Here is a 17,818-nt window from a genome sequence, read left to right on the forward strand (position 1 = left end):
TCGAACGCCCCGTCCTCCTGAACCGGAGCGGCGCCGCGGCTACCGGCAGCCGCAGGAGCGGCGGATCACCAGGGCCGACGGGAACTGCTTGAGGCGTTCGCGGCGCGAGCCCGCCACGCGCAGCCCGTCGTCCAGGACGAGGTCCACCGCCGCGCGGGCCATCGCCGGGCGGTCCGAGGCGATCGTCGTCAGCGGCGGGTCCGTCAGGGCCGCCTCCTTGACGTCGTCGAAGCCCGCCACGGCCAGCTCCCCGGGCACGTCGATGCGCAGCTCGCGCGCGGCGCGCAGCACACCGATCGCCTGGTCGTCCGTGGCGCAGAAGATGGCCGTCGGCCGGTCCGGCCGTGCCAGGACCTCCAGGGCGACCGTGTACGCGTCGTAGCGGTTGTACGGGGCCTCGATCAGCCGGCCCTCGATCGAGCGGCCCGCCTCCAGCATGGCCCGGCGCCAGCCCTCGACGTGGTCGGCGACCGGGTCGCCGACCGACGGGGTGTTCTCGATGCCGCCGATGCAGGCGACGTACTCGTGACCGTGCTCCAGCAGGTGCCGGGTGGCGAGCTGGGCGCCGCCGATGTCGTCCGTGACGACCGCGACGTCGTCGATCGCCTCCGGGCGCTCGTGGAGCAGCACCACGCGGGCGTCCCAGGCCTCGATCTCGCTGGCGGCCTGCTCGCTCATGCCCTGGCTGACCAGGATCAGACCGGAGACCCGCATCCCGAGGAAGGCCCGCAGGTAGTGGACCTCGCGCTCGGTGCGGTAGTCGGAGTTGCCGACCAGGACCATCTTTCCGCGCTCGGCGGCGGCCTGCTCGACCGCGTGCGCCATCTCCGCGAAGAACGGCTGCCGGGCATCGGGGACGATCATGCCTATGAGGTCGGTGCGCCGCGACGCCATCGCCTGGGCGACCCGGTCCGGGCGGTAGCCCAGGTCCTTGATCGCGGCGAGGACACGCTCGCGCGTGGCCGGGGCGACCGGCCGGGGTCCGTTGTTGATGACGTAGCTCACGACGGCGGTAGAAGTACCCGCAAGTCGCGCTACGTCATCCCGCGTCACCTTGGCCACGCGCGGCAGTCTACGCGGGGTGACCTACCTCTGGGCAGGGCGTCCTGAAGACCGGACGATCACCGGCCCCCTAGGCCGACCGGGTGGTGGCCCCCGACGCCCGGACGGTACCCTCCGCGGCCGCCTGCGCGGCGACCTTGGCCGCCGCCTGGGCCGCGGCCTCCGCCGCCGCCCGCTCGACCTTCTCCGGCGTGACGAAGCGGTAGCCGACGTTGCGGACCGTGCCGATCAGCGACTCGTGCTCGGGGCCGAGTTTCGCCCGCAGCCGCCGTACGTGCACGTCGACCGTCCGGGTGCCGCCGAAGTAGTCGTAGCCCCAGACTTCCTGGAGCAGCTGGGCGCGGGTGAAGACCCGGCCCGGATGCTGCGCGAGGTACTTGAGCAGCTCGAACTCCTTGAAGGTGAGGTCCAGCACCCGGCCCTTGAGCTTGGCGGAGTACGTGGCCTCGTCCACCGACAGGTCGCCGTTGCGGATCTCCATGGGGGAGTCGTCCGAGCCGAGCTGCTGGCGGCCCGTGGCCAGCCGCAGGCGGGCCTCGACCTCGGCGGGGCCGGCGGTGTCCAGGAGCACGTCGTCGATGCCCCAGTCGGCGGTGACGGCCGCCAGGCCGCCCTCGGTGACCACGAGGACCAACGGACAGCCCGGGCCGGTGGAGCGCAGCAGCTGGCACAGCGACCGGACCTGGGGCAGGTCGCGGCGGCCGTCGACGAGGATGACGTCGGCGCCGGGGGTGTCCACGAGGGCGGGGCCCTCGGCCGGCGCCACCCGGACGTTGTGCAGCAGCAGGCCGAGTGCGGGCAGCACTTCGGTCGACGGCTGCAGCGCGTTGGTGAGCAGCAGGAGCGAGCTCATGACCGACCACCTGCCCGGGCCGGACGGTGGTGCACGGATCGCTGGTCCATCACGTCGGTTCCTCCTCGGTCCCGTCGAGGACGTGCGCGGTACTGCTTCGTACGTGTCGCCTGGTGCCCGCGCGGCCCCGCGCCCCGGGAGTCCGCTCGGATACCACTGTTCTCGGTTCGTTCAACGTGCTGAAAGCACAAAAGGACCCGGGGGCCACATTGCCCGGATCCTCTCGCCAGCAGAATAGCCCACCCGTCGTTTCGGGGCCGAGCCGTCCCGCGTCGTCTTCTGTGGTTCCTGCCACCCTCCTGCCACGTTTCCCCCGGCGTATGCACCGGTTTCACCGGATCGGGGGCCCGCGTCCGGGTGCCGGCCGCCCGCCCGGGCGCACGCACGGCGCGTCGGGGCACGCGGGGGGCGGCGGCGCGAGGGGCCATCATGGAGGCCGACGGTAGAGAGCCGACGATAGGAGCTGCAGTGGCAACCGGAACCATCCGCTACTGGGCGGCGGCCAAGGCCGCCGCCGGGACTGCGGAGGAGCCGTACTCGGCGCGGACCCTGGCCGAGGCGCTCGAGGGCGTGCGGGAACGCCACCCCGGGGAGCTGACCCGGGTCCTGCTGCGCTGCTCCTTCCTCGTGAACGAAGAACCTGTGGGCAAGCGCCCGCACGATTCCGTCCCGCTGACCGAGGGGGGCACCGTCGAGGTGCTCCCGCCGTTCGCGGGCGGGTGAGCGGGAGCCGATGAGTACGCCTGAGGAACAGCAGCGCCGGCAGTACGCGCAGCAGCAGTCACCCCAGCAGTCGCAGCAGTCGCCGGAGCCGCAGCAGCCGCCGCAGGACCCGTACGGGACCCAGACCTGGCAGGCCGACACCTGGGACACCGGCTACCAGCCGGTGCACCCGCCGCTGGGCGGGGTGCCGGGGCAGCCGGTCGCGCCCGACGGCTGGTTCCGGGACGAGGCCGGGACTCCGGCGCCGGCGCCGGCCGACGGTACGGGAGTGCCGTGGCCGGACGGCTCGGCCGGGGCCTACCCGCCGTACCAGGAACACCAGGAACACCAGAACCACCAGAACCACCAGTGGCAGCAGGGCCACGTTCCCGCCCCGGAGCCGCAGGGCATGGCTCCGGAGGGCTGGTTCCGCGACGAGGCCCCGGCCGCCCCGGACCCCGCCCCGGCTCCCGCCCCGGCGCAGGACTGGTCGCAGGGCGGTCCGGGCGGTCACGTCCAGGGCGGTCACGTCCCGGGCGGTCACGTCCCGGGCGGTCACGGTGCGGGTCTGCCCGCGTCCGCGCCCGCCTCCGCCGCCGAGACGGCCTACCTCCCGCCGTACCCGGGTCCCGGGCCTGAGCACGGCGGCGCCGCGGAGCAGACCGCCTACCTCCCGCCCTACTCCGAGCCCCAGCCGCGGTCCGCGGCCCCGGAGGGCTGGTTCCGCGACGAGGCCCCGGCTCCGTCCGCGCAGGCGCCCGCGTCCGCCTCCGCCGCCGAGACGGCCTATCTGCCGCCGTACCCGGGCGGCCCCGGGCCGGAGCAGGGCGGTGCCGCGGAGCAGACCGCCTACCTGCCGCCGTACCCGGGTCCCGGGCCGGAGCCGGGCGCCGCCGCGGAGCAGACCGCCTACCTGCCGCCCCAGGCGGTGACCGACCCGGCCCGGGACCAGGCCGACCCGGCCCCGGCCGGGAGCGCCGCCGAGGCGTCGGAGGCCGCCGCCGACTGGTCCCCGCCCACCGTCGGCGGGAACACCCTGCGCGCGGTGGACCCGGCCCAGGCCCGTGCCGAAGGCCGGTCGCCGATCATCGACCCCGGCCCGCAGTCGGCCGTACTGACCGCCGCCCTCGGGCTGCTGCTCTCGCTGGCCGCCGTCCTCGGGCAGTTCGCGCTGCTCGTCCCGCTGATCGCGCTCCAGGGCCTCACCGCGGCCGGCTGGTTCCGGCTCAACGGCATGTGGCCCGCCCGGCAGGGCATCGCCCTCGCCTTCGCCGGGGCCCTGGCCGCCGACGCGGCCGTGCTCGCGGTGGAGGACGCGTACGGCGCCGGGGCGATCGTCGGCACCCTCGGTGCCTGGGTGCTGCTCACCCTCGTCCTCCAGCTGCGCAGCCACGCGGACCCCGACGAGCGGATGTACGGGCTGATGGCCTCGGTGGCCTCGGCCGCCCTCGCGATCATCTGCGCCGGCTACCTGGCCGCCGGCACCGCCGCCGTCACCGTCGGCGCGGCCGCCGTCGCGGTCGCCGTCTTCGTCCGCGCGCTGCCGCTGCCCACCGCCACCTCGGTCGGCGTCTCGCTGGCCTCGGCCGCCGGTACGGGCGTCGCGGTCGGCGGGCTCACCTCCGTCGGGGTGGGCGGTGCGCTGCTCGGCCTGGCCGCCGGGGTGTGCGCCCTGGTCGGGCTGCGCGTGGCGGCGTACGACTACCCGTCGAAGTTCGTGCACATGACGGCCGGTGTCGCGCTGCCGCTCGCGGCCGCCGCTCCCGCCGTCTACCTGATCGGGCGGGTGGTCGGCTGACACCCGGGGCCGGTGCCGGGCTGATACCCGTCCGGCGCGGAGCATGGTCAACTAGAACGCACGTACCGATTAGCAGGGGGAGGGCGCGTGCGGGTTCTGCGTGTCGTTGTGATCGTCGGAGTGGTGCTGGCCGCCTTGTTCACCGGGGTGGACCGGTGGGCGGCCGGCTATGCCGAGAACCGGCTGGCCGAGCGGATACAGGCCCGCCAGGGGCTGGCCGGCAGCGCCGAGGTGGAGATCCACGGGTTCCCCTTCCTCACCCAGGCGCTCAGCCACGACCTGGACCGCGTCGACCTCGGCCTGCGGGGCGTCGAAGTCATGGCGGACGGGCGCAAGACGCGGCTCGCGCAGCTCGACGCGAGCTTCCGCGGCGTCAAGCTGAACGGTGACTACAGCGGCGGCACGGCCGAGCGGGCCACCGGTACCGCCCTCATCACCTACGCCGACCTGACCGCGGCGTCGCAGACCGGCGCGACCCTCTCCTACGGCGGCGCACCCGGCAAGGTGAAGGTCACCGCTTCGGTGGACATCGTCGGCCGGACGCTGTCGCGCAGCGTCATCTCGACGATCACGCTCGTGGACTCGCCGGACTCCAAGGGCGGCAAGATCGTCCGGGTGCACGCCGAAGAGGTGCCCGGCGAGGGCATCCCCGGGCTGGAGCGCCAGGTGCGCAAGCGGACGGACTTCGACCGGGACCTCGGCACCGGGCTTCCGGCCGGGCTCCAGCTCTCGGCGCTGACCTCGGACGAGGCCGGAGTGCACCTGGCGCTGGGCGGCTCGAACGTGGTGATGGCCGGATCGTGAGACGGAGCGGTCCGATCCGCAGAAGGACGGGCCGCGGCGAGGGGCCGGAGGGGCGCCGGGGCGCCCCGGTCGCCGCTCCGCATCCCGCCATGCGGACGATCCTGTCTCGAAATATGACACACCGGTGACAGGGCGGCTGATTCGTCCCTACGATCCATGGCTATGAAGCATCAGCAGGCGGACCTCACGAAGCGACGGGCAGTAGACCTGTGTCGCGTCGCCGCCATGCTCTGTCGATCCATGTGACGTGTGAGCGCATCCGCTCCATCAGCCGGACGACGGCCCCGACAGGCCTTTCCCGCGTGACCGCACCTGCCTCCTGACCCCTGACGCCTCCCCGCGCAGGAGACCGAGCGCACCCGCAGGCACGCAGCACAGCGCAACCCGCACCGCCCCGCCGCACACTGCCCCGGAGGAGAACACCATGAGCCGCAGCGACGTCCTCGTAGACGCCGACTGGGTCGAGGCCCACCTGAACGACGCCAACGTCGTCATCGTCGAGGTCGACGAGGACACGTCCGCGTACGACAAGAACCACATCACCAACGCCGTCCGGATCGACTGGAAGAGCGACCTCCAGGACCCGGTCCGCCGCGACTTCGTGGACCAGGAGGGCTTCGAGAAGCTCCTCTCCGCCAAGGGCATCTCCAACGACGACACCGTCGTCCTCTACGGCGGCAACAACAACTGGTTCGCGTCCTACGCCTACTGGTACTTCAAGCTCTACGGCCACCAGGACGTCAAGCTCCTCGACGGCGGCCGCAAGAAGTGGGAGCTCGACTCCCGCGACCTCGTCGACGGCAAGGACGTCCCGAACCGCCCGGCCACCCAGTACAAGGCCAAGGCCCAGGACACCTCCATCCGCGCCTTCCGCGACGACGTCGTGGCCGCGATCGGCTCCCTGAACCTGGTCGACGTCCGCTCCCCCGACGAGTTCTCGGGCAAGCTGCTCGCCCCGGCGCACCTCCCCCAGGAGCAGTCGCAGCGCCCCGGCCACGTGCCGAGCGCCCGCAACATCCCGTGGTCGAAGAACGCCAACGACGACGGCACCTTCAAGTCGGACGACGAGCTCAAGGCCCTGTACGAGGGCGAGCAGGTCGACCTGGCGAAGGACACCATCGCCTACTGCCGCATCGGTGAGCGCTCCGCGCTCACGTGGTTCGTGCTGCACGAGCTCCTGGGCCAGGAGAACGTCAAGAACTACGACGGCTCGTGGACCGAGTACGGCTCGCTGGTCGGTGTGCCGATCGAGCTCGGCCCCAACAAGTAATCCCCGGGCACGCGACGCCCTCGTAGTACGACCTCTCCAGGACAGGACAGAGAACATGTGTGGAGCACAGATCGGCGGGCCCGACCTCGCGACCCTCAAGCCCGGTGAGACCGCGATCCAGGGCCAGGTGACCAAGGACGGCGAGCCCGTCAGCGGTTACGTGCGGCTGCTGGACTCGACCGGCGAGTTCACCGCCGAGGTCCCGACCTCGGCCACCGGCCAGTTCCGCTTCTACGCCGCCACCGGCTCCTGGACGCTGCGCGCGCTCGTCCCGGGTGCCCAGGCGGACCGTGCCGTCGTGGTCGCCGAGGCCGGCGGCGTGACGGACGTGGCGATCGCGGTCTGAGCACCGCACATGTGATCGCCTGATCGAACGGCCGAAGGGCCGCACCCCCGGGGGTTGGACGCCACTGGAACGGGGTGCGGCCCTTCGTGCCGTTCCCCGCCAGGACGGGCCGACCTACCCTTGGAGGCATGTACGCCCGGCGCCGGCGCGCCTACTTCCTGATGATGGGCGGATGCCTGGTCCTCTTCGTCTCCGCCTGGGCCTTCGTGCGCCTGTGGTCGGTCGAGGCCGCCGTGGCCATGTGCGTGGTCGCCATGGTCATCCCGCCGGTCGCCGCGATGGTCGCGAACCGGCGCGGGCCGGAAGACCGCTGGTGGGACGACCCCTCGGGCGATCCGAAGTCCGACGAGTGGTGGGACGAACTGGACGGAAAGCGGCGACGCGAGGACTGAAACGCCGCGAGACGAGAACGTGACCCGGCTTCGTACAACTGCTTCCCCCCGCTGCGGGTCATGGGGTACGCGCGGGTAACCAGCCCGCGCCTCCGGTTGTGTGGGGGACCCTTTTGGAACACGTACAGACCACCTCTGAGCAGCAGAAAGAGGGGGAGAGCGGACCGGAGTCGGACACTTCGGTCCCGCGCCGTCGCGGGAGACGCACGGTGCTGCTGATCGCGGGCGCGGCCGTGCTCGGCGTCCTCGCCGGCACGGTCACCGGCTACGCGGTGCAGTACCAGCGCGAGCCCACCGCGCTGCCGCCGCTGGCCCAGCAGAAGATGGCCGGGCCCAAGCCGGCGGCCGTGAACGACGCGACGAGCCACCGCTCGATCAACGCCAACCGCTGGCACAAGGCGGACGAGGACCTGGCCAAGAAACTGCTGGACCTGCCCAGCGGTGCCCAGGACAGCTTCTCGGGCCCCCTGTCCACGGACGCCTTCTCGGCGGACTACTTCCTGGAGCCTTCCCAGGCGGTCGGCTCGCTCATCCGCCAGGGCAAGCGCCTCGCCACCGCCCGGTGGTCCGAGAACGACCGGAACTTCATCGAGATCAACCTGCTCCAGTTCCGCGACCGCGGCGGCGCCGACGAGTTCTACACGGAGATCGTCAAGTACATGCCCGACAAGGAGCACGCGGGCAACACGGGCAAGGACCTCCCGGGGGCCCCGGCGGACTTCGGCCACCTGTGGATCGACTCCAAGGCGCACGAGGAGCCCGGCTACCACCCGCTCCGGCAGGGCCGGGCCGTGGTCCGGCGCGGCGACATCGTGATGAGCATCGAGTACACGAACAACCGCGGCGAGGTCGACGAGAAGGCCCTGGTCGAACTGGCCAAGCGACAGATGGAGCGGCTGTGAGCGAGCAGCAGAACGCGACCGGGCCCGAGTCGGCGCCCGCACCCGAACCGGCCGCCGCACCGGCGGCGGAGCCCGTGGCGTCCTCCGCACCCGCGGCCGGGCCAGTGGCCGTGCCCGCGGCCGAGCCGGTGGCGGCACCCGCGGCCGAGCCCGTGGCGGCGCCCGGCCCCGCGCCCGTGCGCAGGACGAAGCGGAGGACCCTCGCCCTGGTGGCGGCGGCCGTGGGCGTCGTCGTCCTCGCGGGCGCCGGTGTCGCCGGTGCCGCCGCGCTCTCCGGAGCCGACCGGACCTCGCCGACGCGGTACTGGCTGGCCGAGGACCACACCACCGGCGGCACGCCGGCCCCGGTCCCGTCCGTGCCGCCCAACGAGCTGACGGGCAAGTTGATGCCGCTGCCCGCCGAGTACTGGGCCGGCCCCGACCTCGACCCGGAGGGCAACGACTACTACCTCCCGAGCGACAAGGCGCTGCAGAGCTTCAAGGGCGCCCGCACGGGCCTGTCCAGCAGCGAGCGCTCCGAGCGGGACAAGGCGCTGGCCGACCTGAAGATCAAGGGCATGGCCGGGCGCAGCTACGCCCGTACCGAGGGCTACGGCGCCGCCGTCGCCGAGATCCGGCTCGTCCAGGCCGATCCGCAGCAGCTGGCCAAGTTCGGTGAGTTCAGCAAGAAGCTCATCGAACTCACCGGTGGTGGCGGGGCGCCCCCGGTGGACGGCTACCCGCAGGCCAAGTGCGGGCTGGACGACTCGCTCAAGGGCGGGAAGGACGGCAAGGAGAAGATCGAGGCCCTCGACTGCGTGGCCGTCGAAGGGGACGTCCTCGTGACCTTCCGCATGTACGGGAGCAAGGGATTCGCGGCGAAGGACGCCGCGAGCCTCTTCAAGCAGCAACTCGACCACCTCAAGTCCCCCGGGGAGTCCGCGTGAGCGAGCAGAAGACCACCGCCCCCGAGGCCGTCCAGGCGACCCCCGAGGCGGCGCCCGCGCCGGTGTCCGCCGCCGTCCCCCCGCCCGCCCCCGACGCCGGGCCGGCGGCGGCGCCCGAGGTCGCCCCCGCGTCCGGCGCCGAAGCCGCCCCCGCGCCGCAGAGCGCGCCCGACGGTCCCTGGGCCGCCGCCCCGGAGGCGCCCGCCCCGCCCAGGGACCGGCGGGCCCTGCGCGCCGTCCTGCGCTGGACCGCCGCCGTCGTCGCCTTCGCCGCGGTCGGCGCGGGCACCGCGTACGGGATCACGGCCGCGGAGCGCACCGACGTCCCGGGCCTGTCCACCGAGGGCGACGGCCGCTGGACGTTCCCCGAGCTCTCCGCGCCCGCGCTGCCCGCCGGAGCCCCCCTGCCCCAGGGCCCGGACAACGCGGACGGCACGCACTACGCGCAGCTCACCGGCTTGCTCCTGCCCGCTCCCCGGGGCGCCAAGGCCGATGACGCGGTCAAGGCGGACAAGGACGGTGCGGTACCGGTCGACTCCTTCCTGGAGGAGTACGCGCCCGAGGCCCGCGAGAAGCTCAAGACCTCCCTCGAATGGGACGGGCTGCGGCAGCTCGTCGGCCGGGGCTGGACCACGGCGGACGGTACGCGCACGCACGTCTACCTGCTGCGCTTCCACTCGTCGGGCTTCGTGGACGCCTTCAAGGGATGCGACAGCAACGCCCAGCTGGCCGGCGTCTCCGCCCTCGACCTGGACGACCTCTGGAGCAAGGCCAAGAACACGCAGATGAACAGCACCGCGCTGGACTTCCCCGGGGCCGCCAACTTCGACGGCACCGACCTCAGCGTGTACCAGGAGGTCAAGCCCCTCACCGGCGAGGAGCAGACCAAGGTCGGCTGCCTCCGGACGGGTGACGTCCTGGGCATGGTCGTCCAGACCCGCAAGGGCGAGGTCGCACCCGTCCCCTTCCACCAGACGGTGATCCTGCAGAGCCAGCTGCTGAGCTGACCTGCGGGCGGGAGCCGTACGGCCCACCTCACACCGTGCGTCGGTCCCCGGGCCAGTAGGCTTGGGGACCGGCCCCGTACAGCCCCGAAACGATTCCGAGGAGCACCCCGTGCTTGAGGCAGTCTTCACCTCCCTGCTGGTCCTGGTCTGCGTCGGCGTCATGGCCTTCACCGGCCTGGCCGTCAAGAAGCTGTACCAGGGTCAGCGCTGAGCACCGGCTCAGCTGACCGCCCCGGAACCCCTCCCACAGATCGCCTGAGCAGCCATTCATGATCCAGATCCCGTCCGACCTGAACCCGGGCCTCGTCCCCCTCGCCTTCCTCCTCGGCAACTGGGAGGGTGCGGGAGTCTTCGACTTCCCCGGTGAGGAGAAGTGCAACTTCGGCCAGGAGGTCGTCTTCAGCCACGACGGCCGGGACTTCCTGGAGTACACCTCCCACACCTGGGTCCTCGACGCCGAGGGCAACAAGGTGCGGCCGCTGGAGTCCGAGTCGGGTTACTGGCGCATCGACAAGGACCGCAAGGTCGAGATCGTCATGGTCCGCGACCAGGGCGTGGTCGAGGTCTGGTACGGCGAGCTCGCCGATCAGAAGCCCCAGATCGACCTGGTCACCGACGCGGTCGCCCGCACCGCGGCCTCCGGCCCGTACAGCGGCGGCAAGCGGCTCTACGGCTACGTCAAGAGCGACCTCATGTGGGTCGGCGAGAAGGCCACCCCGGACGTGGAGCTGCGCCCGTACATGTCGGCCCAGCTCAAGAAGGTCGTCACGCCCGAGGAGGTCGCCGAGATGGCGCGCAACCTCCCGGACATGCCGGACGACGGCATCGCCTTCTTCCGCTGAGCGGAAACCTCCACAGGCCTTGCACGAAAGGGGACCGCGGGCTCGACCGCGGTCCCCTTCGCACACATACACTGGCGGGGTGGTGAGCACCGAGAGCGCCGAAGGAACCCCGGGCACCGACTGGAAGGCCGACCTGCGCCAGCGCGGGTACCGGCTGACCCCGCAGCGCCAGCTCGTGCTGGAGGCCGTCGACGCGCTGGAGCACGCCACACCGGACGAGATCCTCGCGGAAGTGCGCAAGACGGCGTCGGGGGTCAACATCTCCACCGTCTACCGGACGCTGGAGCTCCTGGAGGAGCTGGGTCTCGTGTCGCACGCCCACCTCGGCCACGGCGCCCCCACCTACCACCTGGCCGACCGGCACCACCACATCCACCTGGTCTGCCGCGACTGCGCCGACGTCATCGAGGCGGACGTGGAGATCGCCGCGGAGTTCACCGCGAAGCTCCGTACGACCTTCGGTTTCGAGACCGACATGAAGCACTTCGCGATCTTCGGGCTGTGCAGGAAGTGCGCCGCCGAGCAGCGTGCCGCGTCCGCGTGACGGGGTCGTAGGCTTGGTCGCATGACCAGCAGCCCCTTGCTCCATCTTCCCGGCGCCGTCCCGGCCGAAGGCCGCGACGAGGGCGTCGCCGCCCACTACGGCGAGCTGTACGGCGAACAGCGCGCCCTCGCGGACGGCCGCGGCTTCGTCGACCTCTCGCACCGCGGGGTCGTCTGCGTCACCGGACCGGAGCGGCTGAGCTGGCTGCACCTGTTGATCACCCAGCACGTCACCGAGCTCCCGGCCGGCCGGGCCACCGAGGCGCTGATCCTCTCCGCCAACGGCCACATCGAGCACGCCCTGTACCTCGTCGACGACGGCGAGACCACCTGGGCGCACGTGGAGCCCGGCACCCAGGGCGAGCTGATCGCCTACCTGGAGTCGATGAAGTTCTTCTACCGCGTCGAAGTCGCCGACCGCACCGAGGACTTCGCGGTCGTCCACCTGCCGGCCGGCTCCATCGCCGAGATCGCGAAGGACCTCGTCGTCCGGGAGACCGCGTACGGCCGTGACGTCTTCCTGCCCCGCGGCGAGCTGGAGGCCTTCGCCGCCGCGCACGGGCCGGCCGCGGGGCTCCTCGCGTACGAGGCGCTTCGCGTCGAGGGGCACCGGCCGAGGGTCGGCCTGGAGACCGACCACCGCACCATCCCGCACGAGCTGGGCTGGATCGGTACCGCCGTGCACCTGCAGAAGGGCTGCTACCGCGGCCAGGAGACGGTCGCCCGCGTCCACAACCTCGGCAAGCCCCCGCGCCGCCTGGTCTTCCTGCACCTGGACGGCTCCGAGGTGGTCCTCCCGGCCCACGGCGCCCCGGTACGGCTCGCCGCGGACGGTGAGGAGGGCCGCCAGCTGGGCTTCGTGACCACCGCCGTGCGCCACCACGAGCTGGGCCCGATCGCCCTCGCCCTGGTCAAGCGGAACGTCCCGGTCGATGCCCCGCTGCTGGTGGGCGCCACGGCCGCGGCGCAGGAGGTCGTCGTCGCGCCCTGACGCGCCGCGCTAGACGTCGACGACGATGGTGAACGGGCCGTGGTTGGTCAGCGACACCCGCATGTCCGCCCCGAAACGGCCCGTCGCCACCGTCGCGCCCAGCGCGCGCAGCCGCGCGACGACCTCGTCGACCAGCGGCTCGGCGACCGGACCGGGCGCCGCGGCGTTCCACGTGGGGCGCCGGCCCTTGCGGGCGTCGCCGTAGAGCGTGAACTGGGAGATCACCAGCAGCGGTGCGCCGGTGTCGCTGCAGGACTTCTCGCCCTCCAGGATCCGCACGGACCACAGCTTGCGCGCCAGCACCGCCGCCTTCTCCGGGGTGTCGTCGTGGGTCACCCCCACCAGCACGCACAGCCCCTCGCCGACGATTTCGCCCACGGTCTCGCCGTCGACGACGACGCTCGCACCGTCCACCCTCTGCACCACAGCTCGCATACCACCTGTGTACCAGCCTTGCACCCGTCCGGGGCCGATCGGGTGGAGTGGGACTGCACCGGGGCCACGGAGAGTGGCACGATGCACGCAGGCGGTGCGGGTGCGCCGCACCGGTCGAGGGGACGGACTCGTTCGTATGAATACTTCTGGTACCTCCGTACCTGCCGTACCTGCGTCACCAGCTTCCGTCGCAGCTGCCGCGGTCCGACCGCCCGCGCAGCGCACGGCCGAGACGCAGGAGCAGGGGCCGGCGGCCCCGGCCAGCACCCTGGGGCTGCCCGAACTGCGCGCGCTGCGCCGCGACGCGCAGCGCGACGAGGCCGACCTGAGCTACGTACGCAGACTCCTGCAGGGCCGGATCGACATCCTGCGTGCCGAACTCGCCCGGCGCACCGACCCCGAGGCGCCGGTGGTGGACCGGCTCTCGGTGATCCTCGCCGACGCCCCCTCCAGCCGCAGCGCCTCCGCGCGGCACGTCACCCTGGGCACCCCGCACGGCGAGGAGTACCGGGTGCTGGCGGCGGAGATGCTCGCCGACGTGGAGCTGTCGGACCTGGAGGCCCGCACCGACGGCGAACTGCACGACGGGATGGGGCGGCTGGTGCGCTACGAGCAGCAGGTCTCGCGGCGCCGGCAGCAGCTCCAGCGCACGGTGGACGAGTGCAGCGCGGAGATCACCCGGCGGTACCGGGAGGGAGAGGCGCAGGTCGACGACCTGCTGGCCTGAGGAAATTCGGGCGACCCGCGCCGGTGGTGGCGGTTAGCGTGGGCCGCTATGAGTGCTGACGTCCGGCCGATCGCCGAATCCGAACTCCCTGACTGGCTGCGCGCCGTCAACACCGGTTTCCTGACCGCGACCCGGGTGACGGACGCCGATGTCGCCCAGCGCGCCAAGTACCACGACCTCGCCCGGGTGCAGGGCGCGTTCGACACCGACACCGGCCGGTGCGTGGCGGCTTTCCGGTCCTTCGCGCAGGAGCTGACCGTGCCCGGCGGCGCGGCCGTCCGTGCCGGCGCGGTCTCCAACGTGGGCGTGCTGCCCACGCACCGTCGGCAGGGCCTGCTGACCCGCATGATGCGGGCCGAGTTTGCGGCGGCCGCGGCGCGCGGCGAGGCGGTGGCGACGCTGATCGCCGCGGAGTACCCGATCTACGGGCGGTACGGCTTCGGTCCCGCGACCTCCCTCGTGGAGTGGGAGATCGACGTCCCGCGCACCGGGCTGGACCGGCGGCTGGCGGCCCCCGTGGACGGCGGCCGGATCGAGCTGGTGGACGCGGCCGACTACCGACGCCTCGGCCCCGGGCTGCACGACCGGCTGCGGGCGGCCGTCCCGGGGGCGGTGAACCGCGACGAGCGCTGGTGGAACCTGGCCACGGGGCTGGAGGAGTCCTCGCACCGGCCCTACAAGGAGAAGTTCCACGCCGTGTACCGGGCGGCGGACGGCGAGGTGGCCGGAATGGCCGTCTACACCGCCGACGACCACTGGACGGACGCGAAGGTCCCCCTGAACACCGTGCAGGTGCGGGACCTGCTGGCGCTCACCCCGCAGGCGGAGCGGGCGCTGTGGCAGTTCCTGTGCTCGATCGACTGGGTGCAGAAGGTCCGCACCGGCTACCGGGCGCCCGACGACCTGCTCCCCGACCTGCTGCCCGACCCCCGGTCGGCGCGCGTGGTGACGTCCGCGGACTTCCTGTGGGTGCGGGTGCTGGACGTCGTACGGGCGTTGGGCGCGCGGACGTACGAGGCGCCGGGGGTGCTCGTGCTGGAGGTCGCCGACGAGGCGGGCCCGGCGGCCGGCCGCTACCGGCTGGACGCGGCGGCGGGCGTGTGCGGGCGCACGCAGGACGCGGCCGACCTGCGGCTGGACGTGTCCGCACTGGGATCCTTGTACCTGGGTGACGCGTCCGCGGCGCGGCTGGCCGCGCTCGGGCGGATCACCGGGGAGCGGCCGGGCGCGGTGGCGCTGGCGGACGCGGTGTTCCGCACCGCGCGCCGTCCGTGGTGCCCGGACGTCTTCTGAGAACGCCGAGGACCGAGTTGTGACGTCACTTGTGGAACTTGCGGAATCCCTGCGCGCGGCCGGCTGCGTCTTCGCGGAGGAGGAGGCGGAGCTGCTGAGCGGCGCCGCCCGGGACGACGGGCACCTGGCGGAGCTGCTGGCCCGCCGGGTGGGCGGCGAGCCGCTCGAACACGTCGTGGGCTGGGCGGAGTTCTGCGGGCTGCGCGTGGAGGTGGGCGCGGGGGCCTTCGTACCGCGCCGGCGCACCGAGTTCCTGGTGCAGGAGGCGCTGGCGCTGACCCGGCCGGGCGCGGTGGTGCTGGACCTGTGCTGCGGGGTCGGCGCGCTGGGCGCGGCGGTGGCGGCGCAGTCCCCGGGCGGGGTGGAGCTGCACGTGGCCGACATCGACCCGGCGGCGCTGGCGTACGCGCGGCGCAACGTCGCCCCGTACGGCGGCCGGGTGTGGGAGGGCGACCTGTACGCCGCGCTCCCGGACGGGCTGCGGGGGCGGGTGGACGTGCTGGTGGTCAACGCCCCGTACGTGCCCACGGAGGAGATCGGCCTGATGCCGTCGGAGGCCCGCGACCACGAGCCGCTGGTCTCGCTGGACGGCGGGGCCGACGGTCTGGACGTGCACCGCCGGGTCGCGGCGGGCGCCCTGCCCTGGCTGGCGCCGGGGGGCCGTCTGCTGATCGAGACGAGCGCGCGCCAGGCCCCGACGACGGCCTCGGCACTGACCTCGGCGGGCCTCGCGGTCCGCGCGGTCACTTCGGAGGAGCTGTACGCGACGGTGGTGATCGGCACGGCCTGACCCGGGGTGCGGGTCCCGGGGGTCCGGGGCCGGAAATCTCTGTGGGCCGGGCCGTCACACGTGGGGGCCGGGGCGGGTCAGGGGAGTGAGGCAGGCGGGAGACCTGACCGGCGCGGTCCGCGCCGGCGTCCGTCTGCGAGGAGTTCCGGATGTCCACGACGGCTGTTGTCTTCGCTCTGGTCGGTGCGTTCATGGTCGGCTTCTCGGCGGCTTCGGTGTTCCTGAAGGCGACGTGGGTGGTCGAGCCGCTGGCGCAGTACGGGGTCCCGCGGGCGTGGTGGGTGTGGCTGGGAGCCGCGAAGGCGGCGGGGGCGGTGGGCCTGGTGGTCGGGGTGTTCGTACCGGCCGTGGGCGTCGCCGCGGCGATCGGGATCGCGGCGTACTTCGCGGGAGCGGTGTTCACGGTGCTCCGGGCCCGGGCCTACGCGCACGTGCCCTTCCCCCTGCTCTACGCGGCCCCGGCGGTGGCGGCCCTCACCCTGGGCTTCAGCGGCTGACCGCTGTGCCTGCGCGGAGGAGCCGCAGCGGCGGGCAGCCGACCTGCGGCTCAGACGCCCAGCAGCTCGGCTGCTCGAAAGCGGACCTCGGGGGCTGGATCGTCCAGGCGCGCGACGAGCCGCGGCGACAGGACAGCGGTCGGTGAGCGCCACTGGGACAGCAACCTGCCCGCCTGAACCAGGGCACCGATGCGCTGTCCGTCGTCGTGGTGGTCTGCCAGCAGGCTGAGCAGGCCGAGCAGGCCGAGCAGGCCGAGCAGGCCGAGCAGGCCGAGCAGGCCGAGCAGGCCGAGCAGGCCGAGCAGGCCGAGCAGGCCGAGCAGGCCGAGCGTGAACGCGGCACCGGGGCCGGGGATCAGCTCAGCAGCCCGGAGACGGACACCTATCACACCGTTCCGTACCGAGCTGGTGTGCCGCTGCCGGCATCGCCATCGCCACCAGTTCCAGCATCGCGCAGCGGCTCGGCACCTGCGGTGCCGCAGCCAGGCGGATGACGAAGGGCGGCCGAGGCGGCGGCGCCCGCGGCAACACGGCGGCGCGGGAGATGTTGCAAGCGTCTGCTTGCAAAAGTTAGCGGTGTCGGGCAGGATCTGCGGCATGGCATCGCTCAACGTCGGAAACCTCGGCGAGTACCTCCGTGAGCAACGGCGGCAGGCGCAGCTCTCGCTGCGGCAGCTGGCCGACGCCGCGGGGGTGTCGAATCCGTACCTGAGCCAGATCGAGCGCGGGCTGCGCAAGCCGAGCGCGGACATCCTCCAGCAGCTGGCCAAGGCGCTGCGGATCTCCGCGGAGACGCTGTACGTGCAGGCCGGGATCCTCGACGAGCGGGACCGCGACGAGGTGGAGACGCGAGCCGTCATACTCGCCGACCCGTCCATCAACGAGCGGCAGAAGCAGGTGCTGCTCCAGATCTACGAGTCGTTCCGCAAGGAGAACGCGCTCGAGGAGCCGGCCGTTCCCGTCGCCCCCGACGTTCCCGATCGTCCCGACGTTCCCGCTGACGAGATGCCGTCGAAGACCGACTGAAGTTGATCCGGGAGGACCAGCACATGGCCATCGCCGATGACCTGAAGAAGACCCTCACCGACCCCACCCCCCTCTACTTCGCCGCCGGCACCGCCGATCTCGCCGTGCAGCAGGCGAAGAAGGTCCCGGAGCTCATCGAGCAGCTGCGCGCCGAGGCCCCCGCGCGCATCGAGGCCGTGAAGAACACCGACCCCAAGGCCGTCCAGGACGCGGTCACCGCCAAGGTCGCCGAGGTGCTCGGCGCGATCGACCCGAAGAAGATCGGGGAGACCGCCCAGGACCTGGCGCTGCGCGGGGTCGGCGTGGCCGCCGAGTACGCGGTGCGCGCCAAGGAGACCTACGACAAGGTCGCCGAGCACGGCGAGCAGGCCGTACGCACCTGGCGCGGCGAGGTCTCCGACGAGATCGTCGACATCGCCGTCGTCGTCGAGCCGCGCCCCGAGTCGAAGCCCGAGGCGCAGGCCGAGCCGGCGGCCGAGGCCGCCGCCGACGAGCAGCCCGCCGCCAAGAAGCCCGCCGCGCGCAAGAGCACGGCCAAGAAGGCCGTCGTCACGGCGGACGACGCGAGCTGAGCCGCACGCCCGCATGGGCGACCACGGGCCGGGCACCCTT

At 72.9% G+C, this 17,818-nt stretch carries 23 protein-coding genes; 19 read left to right on the forward strand and 4 right to left on the reverse strand.

Annotated features, from left to right (window positions below):
• Positions 1-39: 39 nt before the first annotated feature.
• Positions 40-1,062 carry a LacI family DNA-binding transcriptional regulator gene (locus tag AC2RP6_RS21710; protein ID WP_030659049.1) on the reverse strand — a complete coding sequence of 341 codons (1,023 nt, stop codon included), beginning with the start codon at positions 1,060-1,062 and terminating at the stop codon, positions 40-42.
• Positions 1,063-1,132: 70 nt separating this feature from the next.
• Complete coding sequence (locus AC2RP6_RS21715) at positions 1,133-1,915, reverse strand: response regulator transcription factor (protein ID WP_486447688.1); 783 nt, start codon at positions 1,913-1,915, stop codon at positions 1,133-1,135.
• 468 nt (positions 1,916-2,383) lie between these two features.
• Here AC2RP6_RS21715 and AC2RP6_RS21720 point away from each other — a divergent pair, with 468 nt between their 5' ends.
• The 13 genes from AC2RP6_RS21720 (at position 2,384) to ygfZ (ending at position 12,438) form a co-directional block, all read left to right on the forward strand.
• Complete coding sequence (locus AC2RP6_RS21720; protein WP_031154250.1) at positions 2,384-2,638, forward strand: MoaD/ThiS family protein; 255 nt, start codon at positions 2,384-2,386, stop codon at positions 2,636-2,638.
• A gap of 388 nt (positions 2,639-3,026) precedes the next feature.
• Positions 3,027-4,415, forward strand: coding sequence for a hypothetical protein (locus tag AC2RP6_RS21725; RefSeq protein ID WP_486450399.1), 1,389 nt, complete (start codon positions 3,027-3,029; stop codon positions 4,413-4,415).
• Between the two features lie 87 nt (positions 4,416-4,502).
• Positions 4,503-5,219, forward strand: coding sequence for an LmeA family phospholipid-binding protein (locus tag AC2RP6_RS21730; protein WP_486447689.1), 717 nt, complete (start codon positions 4,503-4,505; stop codon positions 5,217-5,219).
• A 162-nt stretch (positions 5,220-5,381) separates the two neighbouring features.
• Complete coding sequence (locus AC2RP6_RS21735) at positions 5,382-5,465, forward strand: putative leader peptide (RefSeq protein ID WP_350206375.1); 84 nt, start codon at positions 5,382-5,384, stop codon at positions 5,463-5,465.
• Between the two features lie 178 nt (positions 5,466-5,643).
• Positions 5,644-6,489 carry a sulfurtransferase gene (locus AC2RP6_RS21740; protein ID WP_486447690.1) on the forward strand — a complete coding sequence of 282 codons (846 nt, stop codon included), beginning with the start codon at positions 5,644-5,646 and terminating at the stop codon, positions 6,487-6,489.
• A gap of 55 nt (positions 6,490-6,544) precedes the next feature.
• Positions 6,545-6,835: a DUF1416 domain-containing protein gene (locus tag AC2RP6_RS21745; protein WP_030030422.1), complete on the forward strand. Its 291-nt coding sequence runs from the start codon at positions 6,545-6,547 to the stop codon at positions 6,833-6,835.
• A 128-nt stretch (positions 6,836-6,963) separates the two neighbouring features.
• Positions 6,964-7,227, forward strand: a complete 264-nt coding sequence (locus AC2RP6_RS21750) for a DUF3099 domain-containing protein (protein ID WP_365140480.1) — start codon at positions 6,964-6,966, stop codon at positions 7,225-7,227.
• Positions 7,228-7,436: 209 nt separating this feature from the next.
• Positions 7,437-8,129: a hypothetical protein gene (locus AC2RP6_RS21755; protein WP_486447691.1), complete on the forward strand. Its 693-nt coding sequence runs from the start codon at positions 7,437-7,439 to the stop codon at positions 8,127-8,129.
• On the forward strand, positions 8,126-9,055 hold the full coding sequence (locus tag AC2RP6_RS21760) for a hypothetical protein (RefSeq protein ID WP_486447692.1): 930 nt from the start codon (positions 8,126-8,128) through the stop codon (positions 9,053-9,055). The genes AC2RP6_RS21755 and AC2RP6_RS21760 overlap by 4 nt, the downstream gene beginning before the upstream one ends.
• Positions 9,052-10,062, forward strand: coding sequence for a hypothetical protein (locus AC2RP6_RS21765; RefSeq protein WP_486447693.1), 1,011 nt, complete (start codon positions 9,052-9,054; stop codon positions 10,060-10,062). The genes AC2RP6_RS21760 and AC2RP6_RS21765 overlap by 4 nt, the downstream gene beginning before the upstream one ends.
• Before the next feature lie 269 nt (positions 10,063-10,331).
• Positions 10,332-10,904: a heme-binding beta-barrel domain-containing protein gene (locus AC2RP6_RS21770; protein WP_030659031.1), complete on the forward strand. Its 573-nt coding sequence runs from the start codon at positions 10,332-10,334 to the stop codon at positions 10,902-10,904.
• Between the two features lie 79 nt (positions 10,905-10,983).
• A complete protein-coding gene (locus AC2RP6_RS21775; protein WP_486447694.1) occupies positions 10,984-11,448 on the forward strand; it encodes a Fur family transcriptional regulator in 465 nt (154 codons plus the stop codon).
• Between the two features lie 21 nt (positions 11,449-11,469).
• Complete coding sequence (gene ygfZ / locus AC2RP6_RS21780; protein WP_486447695.1) at positions 11,470-12,438, forward strand: CAF17-like 4Fe-4S cluster assembly/insertion protein YgfZ; 969 nt, start codon at positions 11,470-11,472, stop codon at positions 12,436-12,438.
• A 9-nt stretch (positions 12,439-12,447) separates the two neighbouring features.
• Here the strand turns inward: ygfZ and dtd are convergent, their stop codons facing one another.
• A complete protein-coding gene (dtd, locus tag AC2RP6_RS21785; protein WP_486447696.1) occupies positions 12,448-12,873 on the reverse strand; it encodes a D-aminoacyl-tRNA deacylase in 426 nt (141 codons plus the stop codon).
• Positions 12,874-13,009: 136 nt separating this feature from the next.
• On the opposite strand from dtd, the gene AC2RP6_RS21790 reads away from it, so the two are divergent.
• From AC2RP6_RS21790 to AC2RP6_RS21805, 4 genes are all read left to right on the forward strand, one after another.
• Positions 13,010-13,600 carry an RsiG family protein gene (locus AC2RP6_RS21790; RefSeq protein WP_486447697.1) on the forward strand — a complete coding sequence of 197 codons (591 nt, stop codon included), beginning with the start codon at positions 13,010-13,012 and terminating at the stop codon, positions 13,598-13,600.
• A gap of 48 nt (positions 13,601-13,648) precedes the next feature.
• Positions 13,649-14,893: a GNAT family N-acetyltransferase gene (locus tag AC2RP6_RS21795; RefSeq protein ID WP_486447698.1), complete on the forward strand. Its 1,245-nt coding sequence runs from the start codon at positions 13,649-13,651 to the stop codon at positions 14,891-14,893.
• A 19-nt stretch (positions 14,894-14,912) separates the two neighbouring features.
• Complete coding sequence (locus tag AC2RP6_RS21800) at positions 14,913-15,683, forward strand: putative protein N(5)-glutamine methyltransferase (protein WP_486447699.1); 771 nt, start codon at positions 14,913-14,915, stop codon at positions 15,681-15,683.
• 149 nt (positions 15,684-15,832) lie between these two features.
• The gene (locus tag AC2RP6_RS21805) at positions 15,833-16,180 is read left to right on the forward strand and encodes a DoxX family protein (protein WP_486447700.1); all 348 of its coding nucleotides are present in this window, start codon (positions 15,833-15,835) and stop codon (positions 16,178-16,180) included.
• A gap of 50 nt (positions 16,181-16,230) precedes the next feature.
• Here the strand turns inward: AC2RP6_RS21805 and AC2RP6_RS21810 are convergent, their stop codons facing one another.
• Positions 16,231-16,569, reverse strand: a complete 339-nt coding sequence (locus tag AC2RP6_RS21810; RefSeq protein WP_486447701.1) for a hypothetical protein — start codon at positions 16,567-16,569, stop codon at positions 16,231-16,233.
• 208 nt (positions 16,570-16,777) lie between these two features.
• Between AC2RP6_RS21810 and AC2RP6_RS21815 the strand changes: the two genes are divergently transcribed.
• Together AC2RP6_RS21815 and AC2RP6_RS21820 are read left to right on the forward strand one after the other, a co-directional pair.
• On the forward strand, positions 16,778-17,206 hold the full coding sequence (locus AC2RP6_RS21815) for a helix-turn-helix domain-containing protein (RefSeq protein ID WP_486447702.1): 429 nt from the start codon (positions 16,778-16,780) through the stop codon (positions 17,204-17,206).
• A 23-nt stretch (positions 17,207-17,229) separates the two neighbouring features.
• Positions 17,230-17,778 (forward strand): hypothetical protein, encoded by a 549-nt coding sequence (locus tag AC2RP6_RS21820; protein ID WP_486447703.1) that lies wholly within the window; start codon positions 17,230-17,232, stop codon positions 17,776-17,778.
• Positions 17,779-17,818 lie beyond the last annotated feature (40 nt).

It is taken from the genome of Streptomyces sp. WAC03905 (assembly GCF_057371075.1).

What these genes read in the sequence shown, in the direction of transcription:
- AC2RP6_RS21715 (WP_486447688.1), bottom strand. Translation starts at nt 1,915, where the DNA reads ATGAGCTCGCTCCTGCTGCTCACCAACGCGCTGCAGCCGTCGACCGAA.
- AC2RP6_RS21790 (WP_486447697.1), top strand. Translation starts at nt 13,010, where the DNA reads ATGAATACTTCTGGTACCTCCGTACCTGCCGTACCTGCGTCACCAGCT.
- AC2RP6_RS21725 (WP_486450399.1), top strand. Translation starts at nt 3,027, where the DNA reads ATGGCTCCGGAGGGCTGGTTCCGCGACGAGGCCCCGGCCGCCCCGGAC.
- AC2RP6_RS21820 (WP_486447703.1), top strand. Translation starts at nt 17,230, where the DNA reads ATGGCCATCGCCGATGACCTGAAGAAGACCCTCACCGACCCCACCCCC.
- AC2RP6_RS21750 (WP_365140480.1), top strand. Translation starts at nt 6,964, where the DNA reads ATGTACGCCCGGCGCCGGCGCGCCTACTTCCTGATGATGGGCGGATGC.
- AC2RP6_RS21815 (WP_486447702.1), top strand. Translation starts at nt 16,778, where the DNA reads ATGGCATCGCTCAACGTCGGAAACCTCGGCGAGTACCTCCGTGAGCAA.
- AC2RP6_RS21745 (WP_030030422.1), top strand. Translation starts at nt 6,545, where the DNA reads ATGTGTGGAGCACAGATCGGCGGGCCCGACCTCGCGACCCTCAAGCCC.
- AC2RP6_RS21740 (WP_486447690.1), top strand. Translation starts at nt 5,644, where the DNA reads ATGAGCCGCAGCGACGTCCTCGTAGACGCCGACTGGGTCGAGGCCCAC.
- AC2RP6_RS21735 (WP_350206375.1), top strand. Translation starts at nt 5,382, where the DNA reads ATGAAGCATCAGCAGGCGGACCTCACGAAGCGACGGGCAGTAGACCTG.
- dtd (WP_486447696.1), bottom strand. Translation starts at nt 12,873, where the DNA reads ATGCGAGCTGTGGTGCAGAGGGTGGACGGTGCGAGCGTCGTCGTCGAC.
- ygfZ (WP_486447695.1), top strand. Translation starts at nt 11,470, where the DNA reads ATGACCAGCAGCCCCTTGCTCCATCTTCCCGGCGCCGTCCCGGCCGAA.
- AC2RP6_RS21770 (WP_030659031.1), top strand. Translation starts at nt 10,332, where the DNA reads ATGATCCAGATCCCGTCCGACCTGAACCCGGGCCTCGTCCCCCTCGCC.
- AC2RP6_RS21805 (WP_486447700.1), top strand. Translation starts at nt 15,833, where the DNA reads ATGTCCACGACGGCTGTTGTCTTCGCTCTGGTCGGTGCGTTCATGGTC.
- AC2RP6_RS21795 (WP_486447698.1), top strand. Translation starts at nt 13,649, where the DNA reads ATGAGTGCTGACGTCCGGCCGATCGCCGAATCCGAACTCCCTGACTGG.